Below are 18701 nucleotides of genomic sequence, written 5' to 3' on the forward strand. Positions count from 1 at the left end.
CCGTGGTCTACGAGGCTGACGGCAGGCGGCAACACGCCTTGAAGTCAAGGCAGTTGCCGCAGGAGTCTGAAGCGATCATGCGTGTAGTGTCGGTGCCGGTGGATGAACGGCTAGGTCAGAGGCTGCCATGTGCGCATCAGAAACAACGAAGTCCGGCACTGTCGCAGTCATCGGGGCCGCGCCCGCGGCGCCCGTCCGTGCGGGGTACGAGGCCGGTGCGCCGGCCGCGTTGACCGGGGTGGAGCCGTTGTCCGCCGACCGGGCGGCCGTGCTGGAGTCGGCCCGGACGGCTTGCGAGGACGCGGGGATCGGCGGGGGCGACGCGGCGGGCACCGGTGTGTATCTGGCCGCCGACGGTATGGACGGGGATGACGCGGCCGCGTTGGCGCGGGCTCTCGGTCTCGGCGGCCCGTGCCGGACCGGGGGCGACCCGGTCGCCGAGGCTCTCGCCGCCGTACGGTCCGGAGTGTGCGGTACGGCGCTGGCCGGCGCGGCCGGGGCCTTCGTCGTCCTCGCGCGTGCGGATGACGTACGTACCGAGGTCTTCGGATACCGGCTCGGCGCCGACGACACGTGGCCCGCTGGTGTTCCGGCGCTGGCGGAGGCCGCGCGGCGGGCCGGCCGGCCCGGACCCGGCCGTATCGCGCCCGACGGGCCGGCCGTGCCGGTCACCGTGTCGGCACACAGCCAGGACGCGCTGCGGGCGCGCGCCGCCGATCTGTCCGCGCTGCTCGGCGCCGAGCCCGAACTGCCCCTCGCCGACCTCGCGTTCTCGCTGGCCACGACCCGGCCCGCGCTCGCCCGGCGGGCCGTGTTCGTCGCCGCCGACCGTGCCCGGCTCGCCGACGAGCTGCGGGCGTTCGGCGAGGGACGGCCGGTGCCGGGGCTCGCGTCCGGAGGGCCCGCCGGGGCCGCGCCGCCCACCGCCGCGTTCGTGTTTCCCGGGCACGGGCCCCAGTGGCCCGGCATGGCCGCCGAACTGCTGGACAGCTCACCGGTGTTCGCCGAGCAGCTGCACGCGTGCGCGGAGGCCCTCACGCCGTTCGTGGAGTGGCCGGTGCTGGACGTGCTGCGCGGTACGGCGGACGCCCCGTCGCTGGACCGGCCCGACGTGGGACAGCCCGCGCTCTGGGCGATGATGGTGTCGCTGTCCGCGCTGTGGCGGTCCTGGGGGATACGGCCGGACGCGGTGATCGGCTCCAGCGTCGGTGAGATCCCCGCCGCGACGGTCGCCGGCGCCCTGTCCGTCGAGGACGGCGCGCGGGCCGTCGCCCACTTCAGCCGGGCCCAGGTGCAGCTGCTCGAACACGGGGTGATGCTGTCCGTGCTGGCCTCCGCCGGCGAGGTGCGTGAGCGGCTGGCCCGTTACGACGGGCTCGATCTGGCCGCCGTGCACGCGCCCGGCTCGGTCCTGGTCTCCGGGACCGAGGACCAGGCCACCGCGCTGCTCGCCGAGCTGGCCGCGGACGGCGTCCGCGCCAGAGGCATCGCTATCCGGCTCGCGGCGCACGGCCGGCAGGTCGACGCGGTGCTCGACGTGATGCGCGCCGACCTCGCCGGGATCACCCCCCGCGCCACCGGCGTACCGATCTTCACGGCCTCCACCGGCGGCCGGGTCGACCCGCTCACCCTCACCGCGGACCACTGGTGCCGCAATCTCCGCCACACCGCCGACTTCGAGGGCGCCACCCGTGCCGTACTGGCGGCAGGACACCGGCTGCTGCTGGAGGCGAGCCCGCACCCCGTCCTCACCCGGGCCGTACAGGAGACCGCCGAGGACGCCGGGATCGCGGCGTCCGTCGTCGGCACGCTGCGCAGGGGCCAGGGCGGTACGGACCGGATGGCCGCCGCGCTGGCCGAGCTGCACGCGCACGGCGCGCTCCCCGACTGGCCGGCGGTGTTCGCGGGCCGGGACGTCCGCGCGGTGCCGCTGCCCGGCTATCCGCTGGACGCGGTGCCCGCCGCCGGACCCGTCCCCACGCCGACCGAGCGGCTCGCGGCCGCCCCCGACCCCGGCGCGTTCCTGCTCGGCCTGGTCCGCGCGCAGGTGGCGGCCGTGACCGGCGGCGACGCCGGCACGCCCGCCGACCCGGACGCGCCGCTGCTGGAGCTGGGTGTTGACTCGGCGGGCGCGGTGGCCCTGCGCAACCTGCTGAACGAGGCCACCGGCCTCAACCTGCCGGTCTCCGCCGTGTTCGACACCCCGACCTGCCGTGGCCTCGCCGAGCACATCGGCCGCGTGCTGCGCGGCGGGCCCGCCGAGGAAGAGACCGGGGACAGCGAGTCCGGGGAGAACGAGCCGACGGCGGCGGCCGGGGACGACGATCCGATCGCCGTGGTGGCGATGGGCTGCCGCCTGCCCGGCGGAGTCGACGGTCCCGAGGACCTGTGGGAGCTGCTGTCCGAGGGCGGCGACGGCGTCGGCGCGTTCCCCGCCGACCGGGGCTGGGACCTGGAGGGCCGCTACGACGAGGACGCCGGCCGGCCCGGCGGCCACTACCAGCGGGAAGCCGGATTCCTGCACGGTGTCACCCGGTTCGACCCGGAGTTCTTCGGGATCTCGCCGCGCGAGGCGCTCGCGATGGACCCCCAGCAGCGGCTGCTGCTGGAGATCGCCTGGGAGACGGTGGAACGCGCCGGCATCGACCCCGCGCGGCTGCGCGGCAGCCGGTCGGGTGTGTTCGTGGGCGCGATGACCATGGACTACGGGCCGAGGCTGTACGAGGCACCCGCCGAGCTGGAGGGCTATCTGCTCACCGGCAACACCGCGAGCGTCGCCTCCGGCCGCCTCTCCTACACCTTCGGGTTCGAGGGGCCCGCCGTGACCGTCGACACCGCGTGCTCCTCGTCGCTGGTCGCCCTGCACCTGGCCGTGCAGTCGCTCCGGCGCGGCGAGTGCACCCTCGCGCTGGCGGGCGGGGTCACCGTCATGCCCTCGCCCGGCTCGTTCGTGGAGTTCAGCAGACAGCGCGCCCTCGCCCCCGACGGGCGCTGCAAGGCGTTCTCGGCGAGCGCGGACGGGTTCGGCCTCGCCGAGGGCGCCACCATGGTGCTGCTGGAGCGGCTGTCCGAAGCCCGGCGCCACGGCCACCCCGTACTCGCGCTCGTCAAGGGCACCGCGATCAACCAGGACGGCGCGTCCAACGGCCTCACCGCGCCCAGCGGTCCCGCGCAGCGCCGGGTCATCCGGCAGGCGCTCGCCGACGCGGGCGTACCGGCCGCCGAGGTCGACGCCGTGGAGGCGCACGGCACCGGCACCCGGCTCGGCGACCCGATCGAGGCCGACGCGCTGCTCGCCACGTACGGCCGCGAACACCCGGCCGACCGGCCGCTGTTCCTCGGCTCGGTCAAGTCCAACATCGGCCACACGCAGGCCGCGTCCGGGCTCGCCGGGCTGATCAAAATGGTGCTCGCGCTGCGCCACGGGGTGCTCCCGAGGAGCCTGCACATCACCGAACCGAGCCCGCACGTGGACTGGTCGTCGGGCGGTGTGTCGCTGCTCACCGAGGCCATGCCGTGGCCGGAGGCCGGGCGCCCCCGGCGGGCCGGTGTGTCGTCGTTCGGGATCAGCGGCACCAACGCCCACGCCGTACTGGAGCAGGCGCCTGACGCGCTCCCGGCCGGAGCCCCGGCCGGTCCGCCGCCGGTCACCGGACCCGTACCACTCGTGTTCTCCGCGCGTACGGACGACGCCCTGCGCGCCCACGCGGCCCGGCTCGCCGCCGCCGCGGCGGGGCACGCGCACACCGAGGTGGCCCATGCCCTGCTGTCCCGGGCGGAGTTCGGGCACCGGGCCGTGGTGGTGGCCGGCGGCGGCGACGCGCTGACGGCCGTCGCCCGCGGGGACGAGAGCGCCCGGACGGCGGTCGGCGTCGCGCGGCCCGCCGGGCACGTGGCGTTCGTCTTCCCCGGCCAGGGCTCGCAGTGGCTGGGCATGGGCGCCGCGCTGGCCGAGTCGTCGCCGGTGTTCCGCGCCTCGCTCGACGCCTGCGCCGAGGCGCTCGCCCCGTACGTGGACTGGTCGTTGGAGGAGGCCCTCGCCGACGCCGCCGCGCTGGAGCGGGTCGATGTCGTCCAGCCCGCGCTCTTCGCCGTGATGGTGTCCCTGGCCGCGCTCTGGCGCTCGTACGGTGTGGAGCCGGACGCGGTGGTGGGGCACAGCCAGGGCGAGATCGCCGCCGCCCATGTCGCGGGCGCGCTCTCGCTGGCCGACGCCGCCCGGATCGTCGCGTTGCGCAGCAAGGCCCTGTTGGCGCTGTCGGGCCGGGGCGGCATGGTGTCGCTGGCGGCGACGGCCGACGACGCGCGCGAGCGGATCGCGCCCTGGGACGGGCGGATCTCGGTCGCCGCGGTCAACGGCCCCGGCTCCGTGGTCGTGGCCGGTGACGCCGACGCGCTCGACGCACTGACGGCGTCCTGCGCCGCCGACGGGGTACGGGCCCGCCGGATCCCCGTCGACTACGCCTCCCACTCCCCGCACGTCGAACACGTCCGGGAGACGCTGGCGACCGCCCTGGCCGGGGTGGCACCGCTGCCCGCGCGCGTGCCGATGCTGTCCACCGTCACCGGGGAGTGGCTGACCGGCACCGAGACGGACGCGGACTACTGGTACCGCAACCTGCGCGAGACCGTACGGTTCGAGGACGCGACGCGCGGCCTCCTCGACCGGGGCATCGGCGCGTTCGTCGAGTGCAGTCCGCACCCGGTGCTCACCGTCGGGGTGCGCGAGACACTGGAGGCGACCGGCGGCGACGCCGTCGTCGTCGGCACACTGCGCCGCGACGACGGCGGTCTCGACCGGTTCCTGCACTCGGCGGCCGAGGCGTACGTGGAGGGCCTGCCCTTCGACTGGCGCGCCGCGGTGCCCGCCGCGCCCCAGGTCGACCTGCCCACCTACCCGTTCCAGCGCAGGCGGTTCTGGCTCGAAGCGCCGGACCGCCCCACGGCCGCCGACGGACCCGCGCAGGAGGAGTTCTGGTCCTCGGTGGAGCGCGGCGACCTCGCCGCGCTGCTCGACGTGCCCGCCGACGCCCCCCTGACCGACGTCCTGCCCGGCCTGGCCGACTGGCGCCGCCGCGGGCAGGAGCGGTCCGCCGCCGACGCGTGGCGCTACCGGGTCACCTGGCGCCCGTTCACGGTCCCCGCCGCGCCGGTCACGGACGGCCCCTGGCTGGTCGTCGGCCCGCCGTCCGGCGCGGCCCACCCGTGGCACACGGCGGCCGTCGAGGCGCTGCGCGCGCACGGCGCCGACGTCCTGGAGACGGACGGCTCGGCGCCGTCCCTGCGCGCCCTGGACGTGGCGCCCGGCGGTGTGCTGTCCCTGCTCGCGCTGGACGAACGGCCCGACCCCGAATCGCCGGCCGTCCCCGGCGGCCTGTCCGCGACGCTGGAGCTGGTACGGGCGCTCGGCGACGCCGGGATCGGCGCGCCGCTGTGGTCGGTGACGACCGGCGCGGTGTCGACCGGCCGGTCCGATCCGCTGACCCACCCGGTGCAGAGCCAGGTGTGGGGCCTCGGGCTGGCCGTGGGCCTGGAGCATCCGGACCGCTGGGGCGGCCTCGTCGACCTCCCCGTGACCCCCGATGCCAAGGCCGCCGCCCGGCTCGCCGCCGTCCTGGCCGGAGCTACGGACGAGGACCAGCTGGCGATCCGCGCCTCCGGTGTGTCCGTACGCCGGCTGACCCCGGCCCCCACCCCCGCGGCGAAGCCCGCCTGGCGCGCCCGCGGCACCGTACTGATCACCGGCGGCACCGGCGCCATCGGCGGCCGGGTCGCCCGGTGGCTGGCGGGAGTCGGAGCCGAACACCTCGTGCTGGCCGGCCGCGGCGGCCCGGACGCGCCCGGCGCCGGCGAGCTGGAAGCCGAACTGACCGCGCTCGGCGTCCGGACCACCGTGGTCGCCTGCGACGTCGCCGACCGCGCCGCGCTGACCGCGCTGTTCGCCCGGCTCGACGCCGACGGCACACCCGTCCGCTCCGTCTTCCACGCGGCGGGCACCCTCCCGTCCCTGCCGCTCGCCTCCACCGGCACCGCCGACCTCGCGTACGCGCTGGCCGCGAAGGCCGGCGGCGCGGCGCACCTGGACGAGCTGTGCGCCGGACGCGAGCTGGACGCCTTCGTCCTGTTCTCCTCCGGATCCGCGGTCTGGGGCAGCGGCCGACTCGGCGCGTACGGCGCGGCCAACGCCTTCCTCGACGGCCTCGCGCAGCGCCGCCACGCCGACGGCCTGCCCGCCACCTCCGTCTCCTGGGGCATGTGGGCGGGCGAGGGCATGGCGGCGGGCGGCCTCAACGACCAGCTGCGCCGCGCGGGCATGCGCCCCATGCGGCCGGAGTCGGCGGTCGGCGCGCTCGCCACCGCCCTCGCGAACGGCGAGACGGCCCTGACCGTCGCGGACATCGACTGGGACCGCTTCGCCGCCGGCTTCACCGCGGCCCGCGCCCGCCCGCTGATTGGCGAGATACCCGACGTCGCCGCCCTCGCCGCACGGGAGGCCCAGGAGGCCCGGGACGCGGCGGACCGGCCGGCGGCCCCCGGCGGGGCGCTCGCCGGCCGGCTGGCCGGGCTCACCGACGACCAGCGGCACCGCTTCCTGCTCGACCTCGTACGCGGCCACGCGGCGGCGGTGCTCGGCCACGACGGCCCGGACGCCGTCACCCCCGGCCGGGCCTTCCGCGAACTGGGCCTGGACTCGCTCACCGCCGTCGAGGTCCGTAAGCGCCTCAACACCGCCACCGGCCTGCGGCTGCCCGCGACGGCCGTCTTCGACCACCCGACCCCCGAAGCCCTCGCCCGCCATCTGCACTCCGTCGTCCTCGGCGAGCGGCCGGCCACCGAGCAGGCCGGCGCGCCGGCTGTCGCCGTCCCCCGGGACCGCGACGAGCCGATCGCCGTCGTGGCGATGAGCTGCCGTCTGCCCGGTGGCGTACGCGGCCCCGAGGACCTCTGGTCGCTCGTGCTGGCGGGGCGCGACGCGATGGGCCCGTTCCCCGACGACCGGGGCTGGGACACCGACCGGCTCTACCCGGCCACCGCGTCCGGCCGGAACCACAGCCGTACGCTCGAAGGCGCCTTCCTCGACGACGCGGGCGGGTTCGACGCGGGCTTCTTCGGTATCTCGCCGCGCGAGGCCCTGGCGATGGACCCCCAGCAGCGGCAGGTCCTCGAACTGGCCTGGGAGGCGTTCGAACGGGCCGGTATCGACCCGTCCTCCGTACGCGACAGCCAGACCGGTGTGTTCATCGGCGCCTCGCCCCAGGGCTACGCGGGCACCCTGGAGCAGGCGGCGCCCGAGATGGACGGCTACCGGCTGACCGGGGACGCGCCCAGCGTGGTGTCGGGCCGGATCGCCTACACCCTCGGACTGCGCGGGCCCGCCGTCACCGTGGACACCGCGTGCTCGTCCTCGCTGGTCGCCCTGCACCTCGCCGTACGCGCGCTGCGGTCGGGCGAGTGCACGGCGGCTCTCGCGGGCGGCACCGCGATCATGGTGACACCGACCCCGTTCGCCGAGTTCAGCCGCCAGGGCGGACTCGCGCCCGACGGCCGCTGCAAGCCGTTCGCCGACGCCGCCGACGGCGTGGGCTGGGGCGAGGGCGCCGGCCTGGTGCTGCTGGAACGCCTCTCCGACGCACGGGCCAACGGCCATGAGGTGCTCGCCGTCGTCCGGGGCTCCGCGGTCAACCAGGACGGCGCCTCCAACGGCCTCTCCGCGCCCAACGGGCCCGCCCAGCAGCGCGTCATCCGCGCGGCGCTCGCCGACGCCGGCCTCACCGCCCCGGACGTGGACGCCGTCGAGGGCCACGGCACGGGCACCCGGCTCGGCGACCCGATCGAGGCACAGGCCCTGCTCGCCACGTACGGCCAGGACCGCCCCGCCGGACGGCCGCTGCTGCTGGGGGCCGTGAAGTCGAACATCGGCCACACCCAGGCCGCCTCGGGTATCGCGGGCGTCATCAAGATGGTGCAGGCGCTGCGCCACGGCGTACTGCCGCGCACCCTGCACCTCGACCGGCCGTCCTCGCACGTGGACTGGACGGCCGGCGCCGTGGAACTGCTGGCCGACGAGCGGCGGTGGCCGGAGACCGGCCGCCCGAGGCGCGCCGCCGTCTCCGCCTTCGGCGTCAGCGGCACCAACGGCCATGTCATCCTCGAACAGGCCGAACCCGCCACCGCGGACGCCCCGGACGCCGCGCCCGAGCCCGACGGCCGCCCCCTGGCCTGGGCGCTGTCCGCCCGCGACACCTCGGCGCTGCGCGCGCAGGCCGCCCGGCTGGCGTCCGCCGTGGACGAGCGACCCGAACTCACCCCGGCGGACATCGCCACGACCCTCGCGACCGGACGCGCGGCACTCGACCACCGCGCGGTCGTCCTCGGCGCCGGCATCCCCGAACTGCGGTCCGGGCTGGACGCGTTGGCCGAGGGCGCCGACAGTCCGGCCGTCGTACGGGGCGTCCCCGACGGCGGCGGGTTCGCCGTGCTCTTCTCCGGCCAGGGCTCCCAGCGCATCGGCATGGGACGGGAACTGTACGAGGCACACCCCGCGTTCGCCGACGCGCTCGACGCGACGTTCGCCCACCTCGATCCGCTGCTGGCCGTGCCGTTGCGCGACGTGGTCTTCGGCGCCGACCAGGCCCTGCTGGACCGTACCGAGTACGCGCAGCCCGCGCTGTTCGCCGTCGAGGTCGCGCTCTACCGGCTCTGGGAGTCCTGGGGAATACGGCCCGACGCGCTCGCGGGCCACTCGGTCGGCGAACTGGCCGCCGCGCATGTGGCGGGAGTGTTCTCGCTGGCCGACGCCTGCGCCATCGTCGCCGCGCGCGGCGCGCTCATGCAGGCGCTGCCCGCCGGCGGAATCATGGTCGCGGTGCGGGCCACCGAGGACGAGATCGCGCCGGAGTGCTCCGCGAACGTCGGCATCGCCGCGATCAACGGACCCGACTCGCTGGTCCTGTCCGGCAGCGCACCGGACGTACGCGCACTCACCGACCGCCTCACGGCGCGCGGACGCAAGGTGACCGCACTGCGCGTCAGCCACGCCTTCCACTCGCCGCTGATGGACCCGATGCTGGACGCGTTCCGCGGTGTCGTGGCGGGCGTGAGCGCCCACCCGCCCACACTGCCGATCGTGTCCACCCTGACCGGCGCGCCGGTCGGCGCCGAGGAGCTGACCTCCCCGGACCACTGGGTACGCCACGCACGCGAGCCCGTACGGTTCGCCGACGCCGTCACCGCGCTCGCCGCACGGGGGGTGACCACCATGCTGGAGGCCGGGCCCGGTGGCGCGCTCACCGCGGCGGGCCAGGACAGCGCCCCCGACGCGGTGTTCATCCCCACCCTCCGCTCCGGCCGGCCCGAACCGGAGACGCTGTCCCACGCCGTCGCACGGCTCCATGTCCGGGGCGCGCGGCTGGACCTGGCCGCCGCGCTGGGCTGCCGCGGACGCCGCGTCGACCTGCCCACCTACGCCTTCCAGCACGACCGTTACTGGCTGACCGCGGCCGTCGCCCCCGCGGGCGCCGGGGCGACCGCGGCCCTCGGTGTCGCGGCGGGCGGCCACCCGCTGCTCAGCGCCGTGGTCGAACTCCCCGGCTCCGGCGGTGTCGTGTTCACCGGCCGGCTCTCCACGCGGACCCAGCCGTGGCTCGCCGACCACGGCGTGGGCGACCGGGTGCTGTTCCCCGGCACGGGCTTCCTCGATCTCGCCCTGCACGCGGCGGGCCACTGCGGACTCGACACCGTGGACGAACTCACCCTGCACGCACCGCTGGTCCTGCCCGAGCGCGGCGGTCTCGCGCTGCGGGTCACGGCCGGCGCGGAGAGCGACACGGGCCGGAGCGTCCAGGTGCACACCCGGGCCGAGGACGCCGACCGGGACACACCGTGGACCGAGCACGCCACCGGCACCCTCACGGCGGGCGACGGCACCCGCGCGCCCGACCCGGTGGCGTGGCCGCCGGAGGGCGCCGTCCCGATGGACACCGACGGCGTCTACGACCGCCTCACCGCACTCGGTTACGACTACGGGCCGGTGTTCCGCGCGCTGCGCGCGGCCTGGCGCCTCGGCGGCGACGTCCACGTCGAAGTGGCACTGGAGGACAGGGCCGGTGGCGAGGGCTTCAGCCTGCACCCCGCCCTGCTGGACGCCGCCCTGCACGCACCCGTACTGGCCGCGCTGGACGCGACCGGCGGCGGCCCCCGGCTGCCGTTCAGCTTCACCGGCGTACGGCTGCGCGCCGCCGGCGTGTCGGCGCTGCGGGTGAGCTGGTCGCCCCAGGGGCAGGACGCGATGTCGCTGACCGTCACGGACCCGGCCGGCGGGCCGGTGGCGACCGTCGAGTCGCTGGTGATGCGGCCGGCGGAGCTGCGCGGGGCCGCCTCCCGGGCCGCCGACGCGCTGCTCGCGCTGGAGTGGGCGCCCGCCGGGGCCGGCGACGGCCGGCGGGTCGCCCTCGCCGTACTCGGAGGAGACGGTCCCGGCGCGGACGGTCTCGGCATCGACGCGCCGGTGGTGTCCGGCGTCGACAGCATCGACGGACTCGACGGTGTGACCGATCTGCTCGCCCCCTGCCCCCGGCCCTCGGCCGCGGACGGGACGGCGGTACGGGAGACGGTGTCCTGGGCCCTGGCCCTGACCCAGGACTGGCTGGCCGGTCAACGGACCGGATCTGCCCGCCTGGTGGTGGTGACCCGGGGCGCCGTCGACGCGGACACCCCCGATCCGGCGCAGGCCGCCGTATGGGGCCTGGTGCGGTCGGCGCAGACCGAGCACCCCGGCCGGTTCGTCCTGCTCGACCTCGACGGCACCGACGAGTCCGCCCTCGCCGTACCCGCCGCGCTGGCCTCCGGGGAGCCGCAAGCCGTCGTACGGTCCGGCCTGGTGACGGTGCCCCGGCTGGTCCGTGCCACCGCCGACGGGCTGCTCACCCCGCCCGCCGACGGGCCGTGGCGGCTGGACGGCCCGCCGGACGCACTCGCCCTGGTGCCCCACCCCGACGCCACCGCGCCCCTCGCGCCCGGCGAGGTGCGTATCGCCGTCCGCGCGGTCGGTCTGCCCCTCCGGGACGGGCCCGCCGGACCGGGCGGCGCGATCGCCGGGGTGGTGACCGAGACCGGTCATGAGGTGACCCAACTGGTTGCGGGTGACCGGGTGCTGGGCATGGCCGTCGCGGGCCGCGGGCCGCTCGCGGTCACCGACCGCGGGCTGGTCGCCCCGGTGCCCGCCGGGTGGTCCTTCGCCCGCGCCGCGTCCGTGCCACTGGTGCTCCTCACCGCCCACCACGCCCTGTACGGCCTGGCGGACCTGCGCCGGGGCGAGTCCGTACTGATCCATGCGGCGTCGGACGCCGTCGGCCTGGCTGCCGTGCGGCTCGCGCTGCACCGGGGCGCCGAGGTCTTCGCGACCGCGCCCCCGGAGGAGTGGGCCGCCGTGCGTGCGGCGGGCGTGCCAGCCGCACGGCTGGCGTCCTCGCGGGACACCGGCTTCGTGGCGGAGTTCGCCGCGCGGACCGGCGGACGCGGGGTGGACGCGGTGCTGAACTCGCTGGAAAGGGAGTTCCTCGACGCCTCACTGGAACTGCTGCCCGGCGGCGGGCGGTTCATCGAGCTGAACCCGGCCGGGGGCGGTGAACCCGGCGTACCCGGCATCGGGCAACTGCCGCCCGATGTGCAGTACTTCAGCTGCGACCTGACGTACGACCTGATGACGCGGCCGGGAGCGGACCGTCTTCAGGAGTCGCTCAGCGAGGTGCTGGCGCTCTGCGCGGCGGGTGTGCTGAGTCCGCCGCCGGTACGCGCCCGCGACATCCGCCGGGCCCCCGAGGTGCTGCGGCGGTCCGGCCGGGACCGGCCCACGGACACCGCCGTCCTGACCGTGCCGGCCCCGCTCGACCCGGACCGCCCGGTCCTGGTGACCGGCGGCCTCGGCACGCTCGGCGCGCTGGTGGCCCGGCACCTGGTCGTCGCCCGGGGCGTCCGCAGCCTGGTGCTGACCGGCCGAGCCGGACCGGCGACCGAGGGCGCCGGGGCGCTGCGCGCCGAACTGGCTGCGCTGGGCGCCGAGGTGTCCGTGGTCGCGTGCGACGTGGCCGACCGCGCCGCGGTGGCCGCGCTGCTGGCCTCGCTGGACCGGCCGCTCGGCGCGGTCGTGCATGCGGCGGGCGTGGTGGACGACGGCGTACTGGAGTCGATGACGCCCGCGCGAACCGACCGCGTTCTCGGCCCGAAGGTGGACGGCCTGCGGCACCTCGACGAGCTGACCAGGGACGCCGACCTGTCCGCGTTCGTGGTGTTCTCCTCTGCGGCCGGCATCCTCGGCAGCGCGGGACAGGCGGGGTACGCGGCGGCGAACGCGGCGGCCGACGCGATGGTACGGCGCCGCCACGCGCTCGGACTGCCCGGTGTCTCGCTCGCCTGGGGCCTGTGGGCGCCGGCCAGCGCGATGACGGCCGGGCTCGACGCGGCCGACCGGGCCCGGCTCGGCCGCTCCGGTCTGCGCGCGCTGCCCGCCGAGGACGCGCTCGCGCTCTTCGACGCCGCCCTCTCCGACGACCGCGCCGTACTCGTACCGGCCCTGCTGGACACCGAAGCGCTGCGTCCGCGGGCGGCGGACGGCACCCTGCCGCCGATGCTGCGCGGCCTGGTCCGCGCCCCCGCCCGCCCGGCCGCGGCGGCGCCCCCGGCCGAGGCCGCGACCTTCGCGGAGACCCTCGCGCGGACACCGGCCGCGGACCGCGAACAGACCGTGCTGGACCTGGTCCGTACGCATATCGCGGCGGTGCTCGGCCACACGGCCGGTACCGTGGCCGATCCCGGCCGTACCCTCCAGGACCTCGGCTTCGACTCGCTGACCTCGGTGGAGCTGCGCAACCGGCTCGGCGCGGCCACCGGGCTGCGGCTGCCCTCGACGCTCGTGTTCGACCATCCGTCGGCCGCCGCCATCGCCCGCCACGTGCTCTCGCTGCTGCCGGGCGACGGTCCCGGGCCGGAGAGCGGGGTGCTCGACCAGCTCGACCGGCTGGAGAGCGCGCTGCGTACCCTCCCCGACGACGGCACCGCCACCAAGGTGGACCTGCGGCTGCGCGCGCTGCTCGCCAGGTGGGGCGAGGCACGGGCCGGCGCGGTGGACGAGGACAGCGGGCCCGACGTCGCCTCGGCCACCGACGACGAACTCTTCGGCTATCTCGACAACGAGCTGGAGACCTCGTGAGCGGTGCGGTCCCCGGCCGGCGGACACCGACCGGGGACCGCACCGCTCACCTCGGCCTCACTCCTCCCACTTGGCGCTGAGGCTCTCCAGCACCGCCGCGAGCCGGTCCAGTACGTCGTCGTCGAGCAGGTCCCGCACGGTGTCCGGGTCGATCGCGTCGAGGTCTTCGAGCGTGTCGACGAACGCGTGGACGCTGTCGGCGAGGAACTCCTCCTTGAGGTAGGCCACCAGCGCCGCCGGGGTGGTGTTCTCGAAGACGGTCGCCACCGACAGATCGAGCCCGGTGGCCTCGACCACCAGGTTGCGCAGCCGCAGCACCGCCAGCGAGTCGAGGCCCAGCCTGGTGAAGTCGTCGTCAGGGCCGAGGGCTTCCGGCCCCGCCGCGCCCATCACCTCGGCGGTCATGGACAGCACGGCGTCCAGCAGTACGGCGTCCTGCCCGGCCTCGTCGAGTCCGGCCAGCCGCTCGGGCAACGACAGCTCGGGCGGGGCCTCCTCGTACACCGCCGGGGACGGGTGGGTGGCCCGTACGCCCGCAAGTTCCCGCAGGACGGCGGGGAGCGCCGCCCGCTGGGCGTGGGACCGCAGCACCGCCGGGTCGATCGGGGCGGCCACCGCCGTCGGCAGGCCCGACGCGCGGGCCCGGTCGAAGAGGCCGACGCCCCGGCCGGCCGTCAGCGGGGTCGCGCCGACCGCCGCGTAGCGGTCGAGCGCGGCCGGGTCCAGCCCGGCGCCCAGTCCGCCCGCCTCCTCCCACAGCCCCCACGCCAGCGAGGTGGCGGGCAGGCCCCGGCCGCGCCGGTGCTCGGCGAGGGCGTCGAGGAACACGTTGGCGGCGGCGTAGTTGGCCTGGCCGAAGTTGCCCAGCACACCGGCCGCCGACGAGAAGAGGACGAACGCCGACAGCGGCAGACGCTCGGTCAGCGCGTGCAGATGCCAGGCGGCCTTCGCCTTCGGCCGGAAGACGGCGGCGAGCCGGTCCGGGGTCAGCGATTCCAGTACGCCGTCGTCGAGCACGCCCGCCGTGTGGATGACGGCCGACAGCGGCGCGTCGGCCGGGATCGCGTCGAGGGCCGCCGCCAGGCTCGCCCGGTCGCCGACATCGCAGGCGGACACGGTGACCCGGGCGCCCCCCTCGCGCAGTTCGGCGACGAGGGCGGCGGCCCCGGGGGCCTGTTCGCCGCGGCGGCTGAGCAACAGCAGGTCCCGTACGCCGTGTTCACGCACCGCGTGCCGCGCGAACACCGCGCCGAGCGCGCCGGTGCCGCCGGTGATCAGGACGGTGCCCTCGCCCAACGGCCCAGGCACGGCCGCCGCGTTGTCCGCCGTAGCGTCCGCCGGGCTGTCCGTCGCGGTGTCCGTCGTGGTGACCTCGGTGAGCCGCGGGGCCAGCGGGCGTCCGTCGCGTACGGCGAACTGCGGCTCGTCGGCGGCGACGGCCGTGTGGATCCAGACGGGCAGGTCGTCGCTCACGTCGCTGTCGGCGGCGTGGTCGGTGCCGGGGAGGTCGGCCAGCAGGATCCGGCCGGGGTGCTCGTTCTGCGCCACCCGTACCAGTCCCCACACGGCCGCGGTCGCCGGGTCGGGCGCCCCGTCCCCGTCCCCCACACCCACCGCCCGGTGGGTGGCCACCACCAGCCGGGCGGCGCCCCGGTCGGCGGACAGCCACCGCTGGACCACGCCGAGCACATCGGAGACCGCCGTCAGGGCCGCCTCCGGTACGTCGGCGCCCTCCGCGGGCCGCACCGGAAGCACCACCCAAGGAGGCTCGTGCGCACCGGACTTGGCGAGGACCGACGCCAGGTCGGGACGGTTGAGCGGCCCGGCCGGACCGTCGCCCAGCACGACCACCGACGGCGGGGTGCCCGTCGCGGCGGCCGGAATCTCCCGCCAGACCTGCCCGAACAGCGCGGGCACGGCGGCCGATCCCAGCCGCTCCGCGTCCACCGGACGCGAGACGAGCGAGTCGACCACGGCCACCGGACGCCCGGACGCGTTGGTGAGCGTGAGCGCGACGGCGCCGTCGCCGGCCGGCCGGATCGCGACCCGCGCGCCGGACGCGCCGGGAGTCAGCACCCGGACACCGGTCCACGCGAACGGCAGCCGGGCCCGCAGGTCCCCGGGCTCGCCGAGGAACGCCGCGTGCAGCGCGGCGTCCAGCAGCGCGGGGTGGAGGGCGAAGTCCGCCGCGGCACGGGCCTGCGGCTCGGCCAACGCGATCTCGGCGAACACCTCGTCGCCCCGCCGCCAGACCGCGCGGGTGCCGCGGAACGCCGGACCGTAGTCGTACCCGCGCTCGGCCAGTGAGGTGTACAAGCCGTCGGCCGGGACCGGCACGGCGTTCTCCGGCGGCCACCGGCCGTCCAGGACCGCCGGGTGCGTCTCCTCGGCGGCTTCCAGCACGCCGGTGGCGTGCCGTACCCACGGAGCGCCGGACGACGGCCGGGAGTGGATCGAGACCGGGCGCCGGCCGGCCTCGTCGGGGCCGCCCACGACGGTCTGCACCACGACATCGCCGTCCGCCGGCAGCGGCAGCGGCGCGTGCAGGGTCAGTTCGCGCACCGTACCGCGGTCGAAGTGCCGTCCCGCGCGTACCGCCATCTCGACGAAGGCGGTGCCGGGCAGCAGCGTGGCACCGAGCACCACATGGTCGGCCGCCCACGGCTGCGCGGCCACCGACAGCAGACCGGTGAAGAGAGCCCCGCCGCTGTCGGGCAGGTCCACCGAGGAGCCCAGCAGCGGATGCCCGGTGTCGTCCAGCGCCCACCCGGCGGCCGGCCCGCCGGGCTCCGGCCACAGCCGGCGCCGCTGGAAGGCGTAGGTGGGCAGCTCGGCGCGGTGTACGGGGACTCCGGCGAAGAAGGCCGTCCAGTTCACGTCCGCGCCGGCCGCGAACACCTCCGCGAGCGCGGTGAGCAGGGCGCCCGGTTCGTCGTGGCCCGCGCGCATCGCCGCCGCCGTCGTCGGGCGGCCACCGCGCGCGAGGCTGTCCGGGATCATCGCGGACAGTACGGCGTCGGGCCCCGCCTCCAGCCAGACACCGGCCCCCAGGGCCTCGGCCGCCCGTACCGCGTCGGCGAACAGCACCGGCCCGCGGACATGGTCCACCCAGTACTCCGGGGTACGGATCGTGTCGTCGGCGGCCCGGCCGGTGAGCGCGGACACCACCGGGAGCGACGGCGCCGACATCGTGACCGAGGCCATCACCTCGGCGAACCCGGCCAGCACCGGGTCCATCAGCGGCGAGTGGAAGGCGTGGCTGACGGTGAGCCGGCGAGTCCGGTGGCCGCGGGTGGACAGCTCGGCGGCGGCCCGCTCCACCGCGTCCCGTTCACCGGAGAGGACGGTCGCCGACGGGCCGTTCACCGCGGCGACCGACACCGTCCCCGGCACCGCCGCCAGCACGGCCGCCACCTCCGCGCGGTCCGCCGAGACCGCCGTCATGGCACCGCCCGGGGGCAGCGCGGCCATCAGCCGGCCCCGCGCGGCCACCATCCGGGCCGCGTCCGGCAGCGAGAACACCCCGGCCGCGCAGCAGGCGGCGATCTCACCGACCGAGTGTCCCAGCAGCACCGCCGGCCGCACCCCCAGCGAGCACAGCAGCCGGAACAGCGCGATCTCGACGGCGAACAGGGCCGGCTGCGCGTACGCCGTACTGTCGAGCAGCGCCGCCTCAGCGGTGCCCTCCCGCGCGAACACGATCTCCCGCAGCGGCCGGTCCAGCTCCTTGTCCAGATGCCCGCACACCTCGTCGAACGCCTCCGCGAACACCGGGAACCGCGCGTGCAGCCCGCGTCCCATCGCCAGGCGCTGGGCACCCTGGCCGGAGAAGACCAGCGCGAGACGGCCCGGACCGGGTTTCCCGGTCACCACACCGGGAGGGGTCCCGCCGCTCGCCAGGGCGCGGACGCCCGACAGCAGCGCGTCCCGGTCCGCGCCGAGCACCACCGCCCGGTGGGGGAGAGTCGCCCGGTGCGCCGCCAGCGACCAGCCGACATCGGCCGGAACCCGCTCCGGAGCCGCCTCCACGCACGGGGCCTGCGCCAGCCGCGCGGCCTGCGCGCGCAGGGCGGGCGCGGTCGCCGCGGTCAGCACCCAGGGCGTCACCGCGCCGCCGGCCGGGAGAGCCGGGAGCGCCGGGGCCGCCGGATCGGCGGGCGCCGGCTCGGGTTCCTCTTCGAGTACGACATGGGCATTGGTGCCGCTGATACCGAAGGACGACACCGCCGCCCTTCGCGGCCTGCCCGTCCGGGGCCAGTCGACCGTCTCGGTGAGCAGATCGACCGCGCCCTCGCCCCAGTCGACCCGCTCGGTGGGCGCGTCCACGTGCAGGGTCCTGGGCAGCCGCCCGTGCCGGAGCGCCATCACCATCTTGATGACGCCCGCCACGCCCGCGGCGGCCTGGGTGTGGCCGATGTTGGACTTGACCGACCCGAGCCGCAGCGGCGCCCCGCCCGCCCGGTCGCGGCCGTAGGTGTCCAGCAGCGCCTGGGCCTCGATGGGGTCACCGAGGCTGGTGCCAGTGCCGTGCGCCTCCACCACGTCCACCTCGGCGGCGGTCAGCCGCGCGTCGGCCAGCGCCTGCCGGATGACGCGCCGCTGGGACGGCCCGTTGGGCGCGGTCAGGCCGTTGGACTCGCCGTCGGAGTTGACAGCGCTGCCGCGGAGCACGGCCAGCACCGGAAGCCCGGCCCGCCGGGCGTCCGAGAGCCGTCGCAGCAGCAGCAGTCCGACGCCCTCGGAGAAGGCCGTGCCATCGGCCCGCGCGGAGAACGCCTTGCAGCGGCCGTCGGCCGAGAGCCCGCGCTGGCGCGCGAACTCCACGAAGACACCCGGGTCGGTCATCACCGTCGCCCCGCCGGCGAGCGCCGCGTCGCACTCCCCGGACCGCAGCGAGCGCATCGCCAGGTGCAGGGTCACCAGGGACGAGGAGCAGGCGGTGTCCACCGTCAGCGACGGGCCCTCCAGCCCCAGGGTGTAGGACAGCCGGCCGGAGGCCACACTGCTCAGGCCGCCGGTCATGGCGTAGCCCTGCGCGGTGACCGAGTCCGGCAGCACACTTCCGGTGTACGTGCTCGCCGCCCCGCCGACGAACACGCCCGTACGGCTGCCCCGCAGGCTCCTCGGGTCGACACCCCCGCGCTCCAGGGCCTCCCAGGCGACTTCGAGCAGCAGCCGCTGCTGCGGGTCCATCGCCAGTGCCTCGACCGGCGTGATGCCGAAGAACTCCGGCTCGAACTCGGCGATACCGCTGAGGAACCCGCCCTGCCGGGGGTACGCCCCCTCCGGGGTGCCGGGGTCCCGCGCGGCGCGGTCCCAGCCCCGGTCGGCCGGGAAGCCGGTGATCGCGTCGCGTTCGGCGAGGACCAGCTCCCACAGCCGTTCGGGGGAGTCGGCGCCGCCGGGGAAGCGGCAGGCCATCCCCACCACGGCGATGGGCTCGTGCGCGCGGTCCTCGGCCTCGTGCAGCTGGTGCTGTGTCTCCTGGAGCTTC

1 protein-coding gene and 1 pseudogene are annotated in these 18701 nt (G+C 76.6%); one reads left to right on the forward strand and one right to left on the reverse strand.

The genetic code is table 11. The features are described from left to right. Positions 1 to 127: 127 nt before the first annotated feature. The gene (locus DVK44_RS36880) at positions 128 to 13207 is read left to right on the forward strand and encodes a type I polyketide synthase (protein ID WP_181957595.1); all 13080 of its coding nucleotides are present in this window, start codon (positions 128 to 130) and stop codon (positions 13205 to 13207) included. A 57-nt stretch (positions 13208 to 13264) separates the two neighbouring features. Here the strand turns inward: DVK44_RS36880 and DVK44_RS35745 are convergent. Beyond that, positions 13265 to 18655: pseudogene (locus tag DVK44_RS35745) on the reverse strand (type I polyketide synthase); the annotation flags it as partial. Between the last annotated feature and the right edge of the window lie 46 nt (positions 18656 to 18701).

Source organism: Streptomyces paludis, assembly GCF_003344965.1.
GTDB lineage: Bacteria > Actinomycetota > Actinomycetes > Streptomycetales > Streptomycetaceae > Streptomyces > Streptomyces paludis.

What these genes read in the sequence shown, in the direction of transcription:
- DVK44_RS36880 (WP_181957595.1), top strand. Translation starts at nt 128, where the DNA reads ATGTGCGCATCAGAAACAACGAAGTCCGGCACTGTCGCAGTCATCGGG.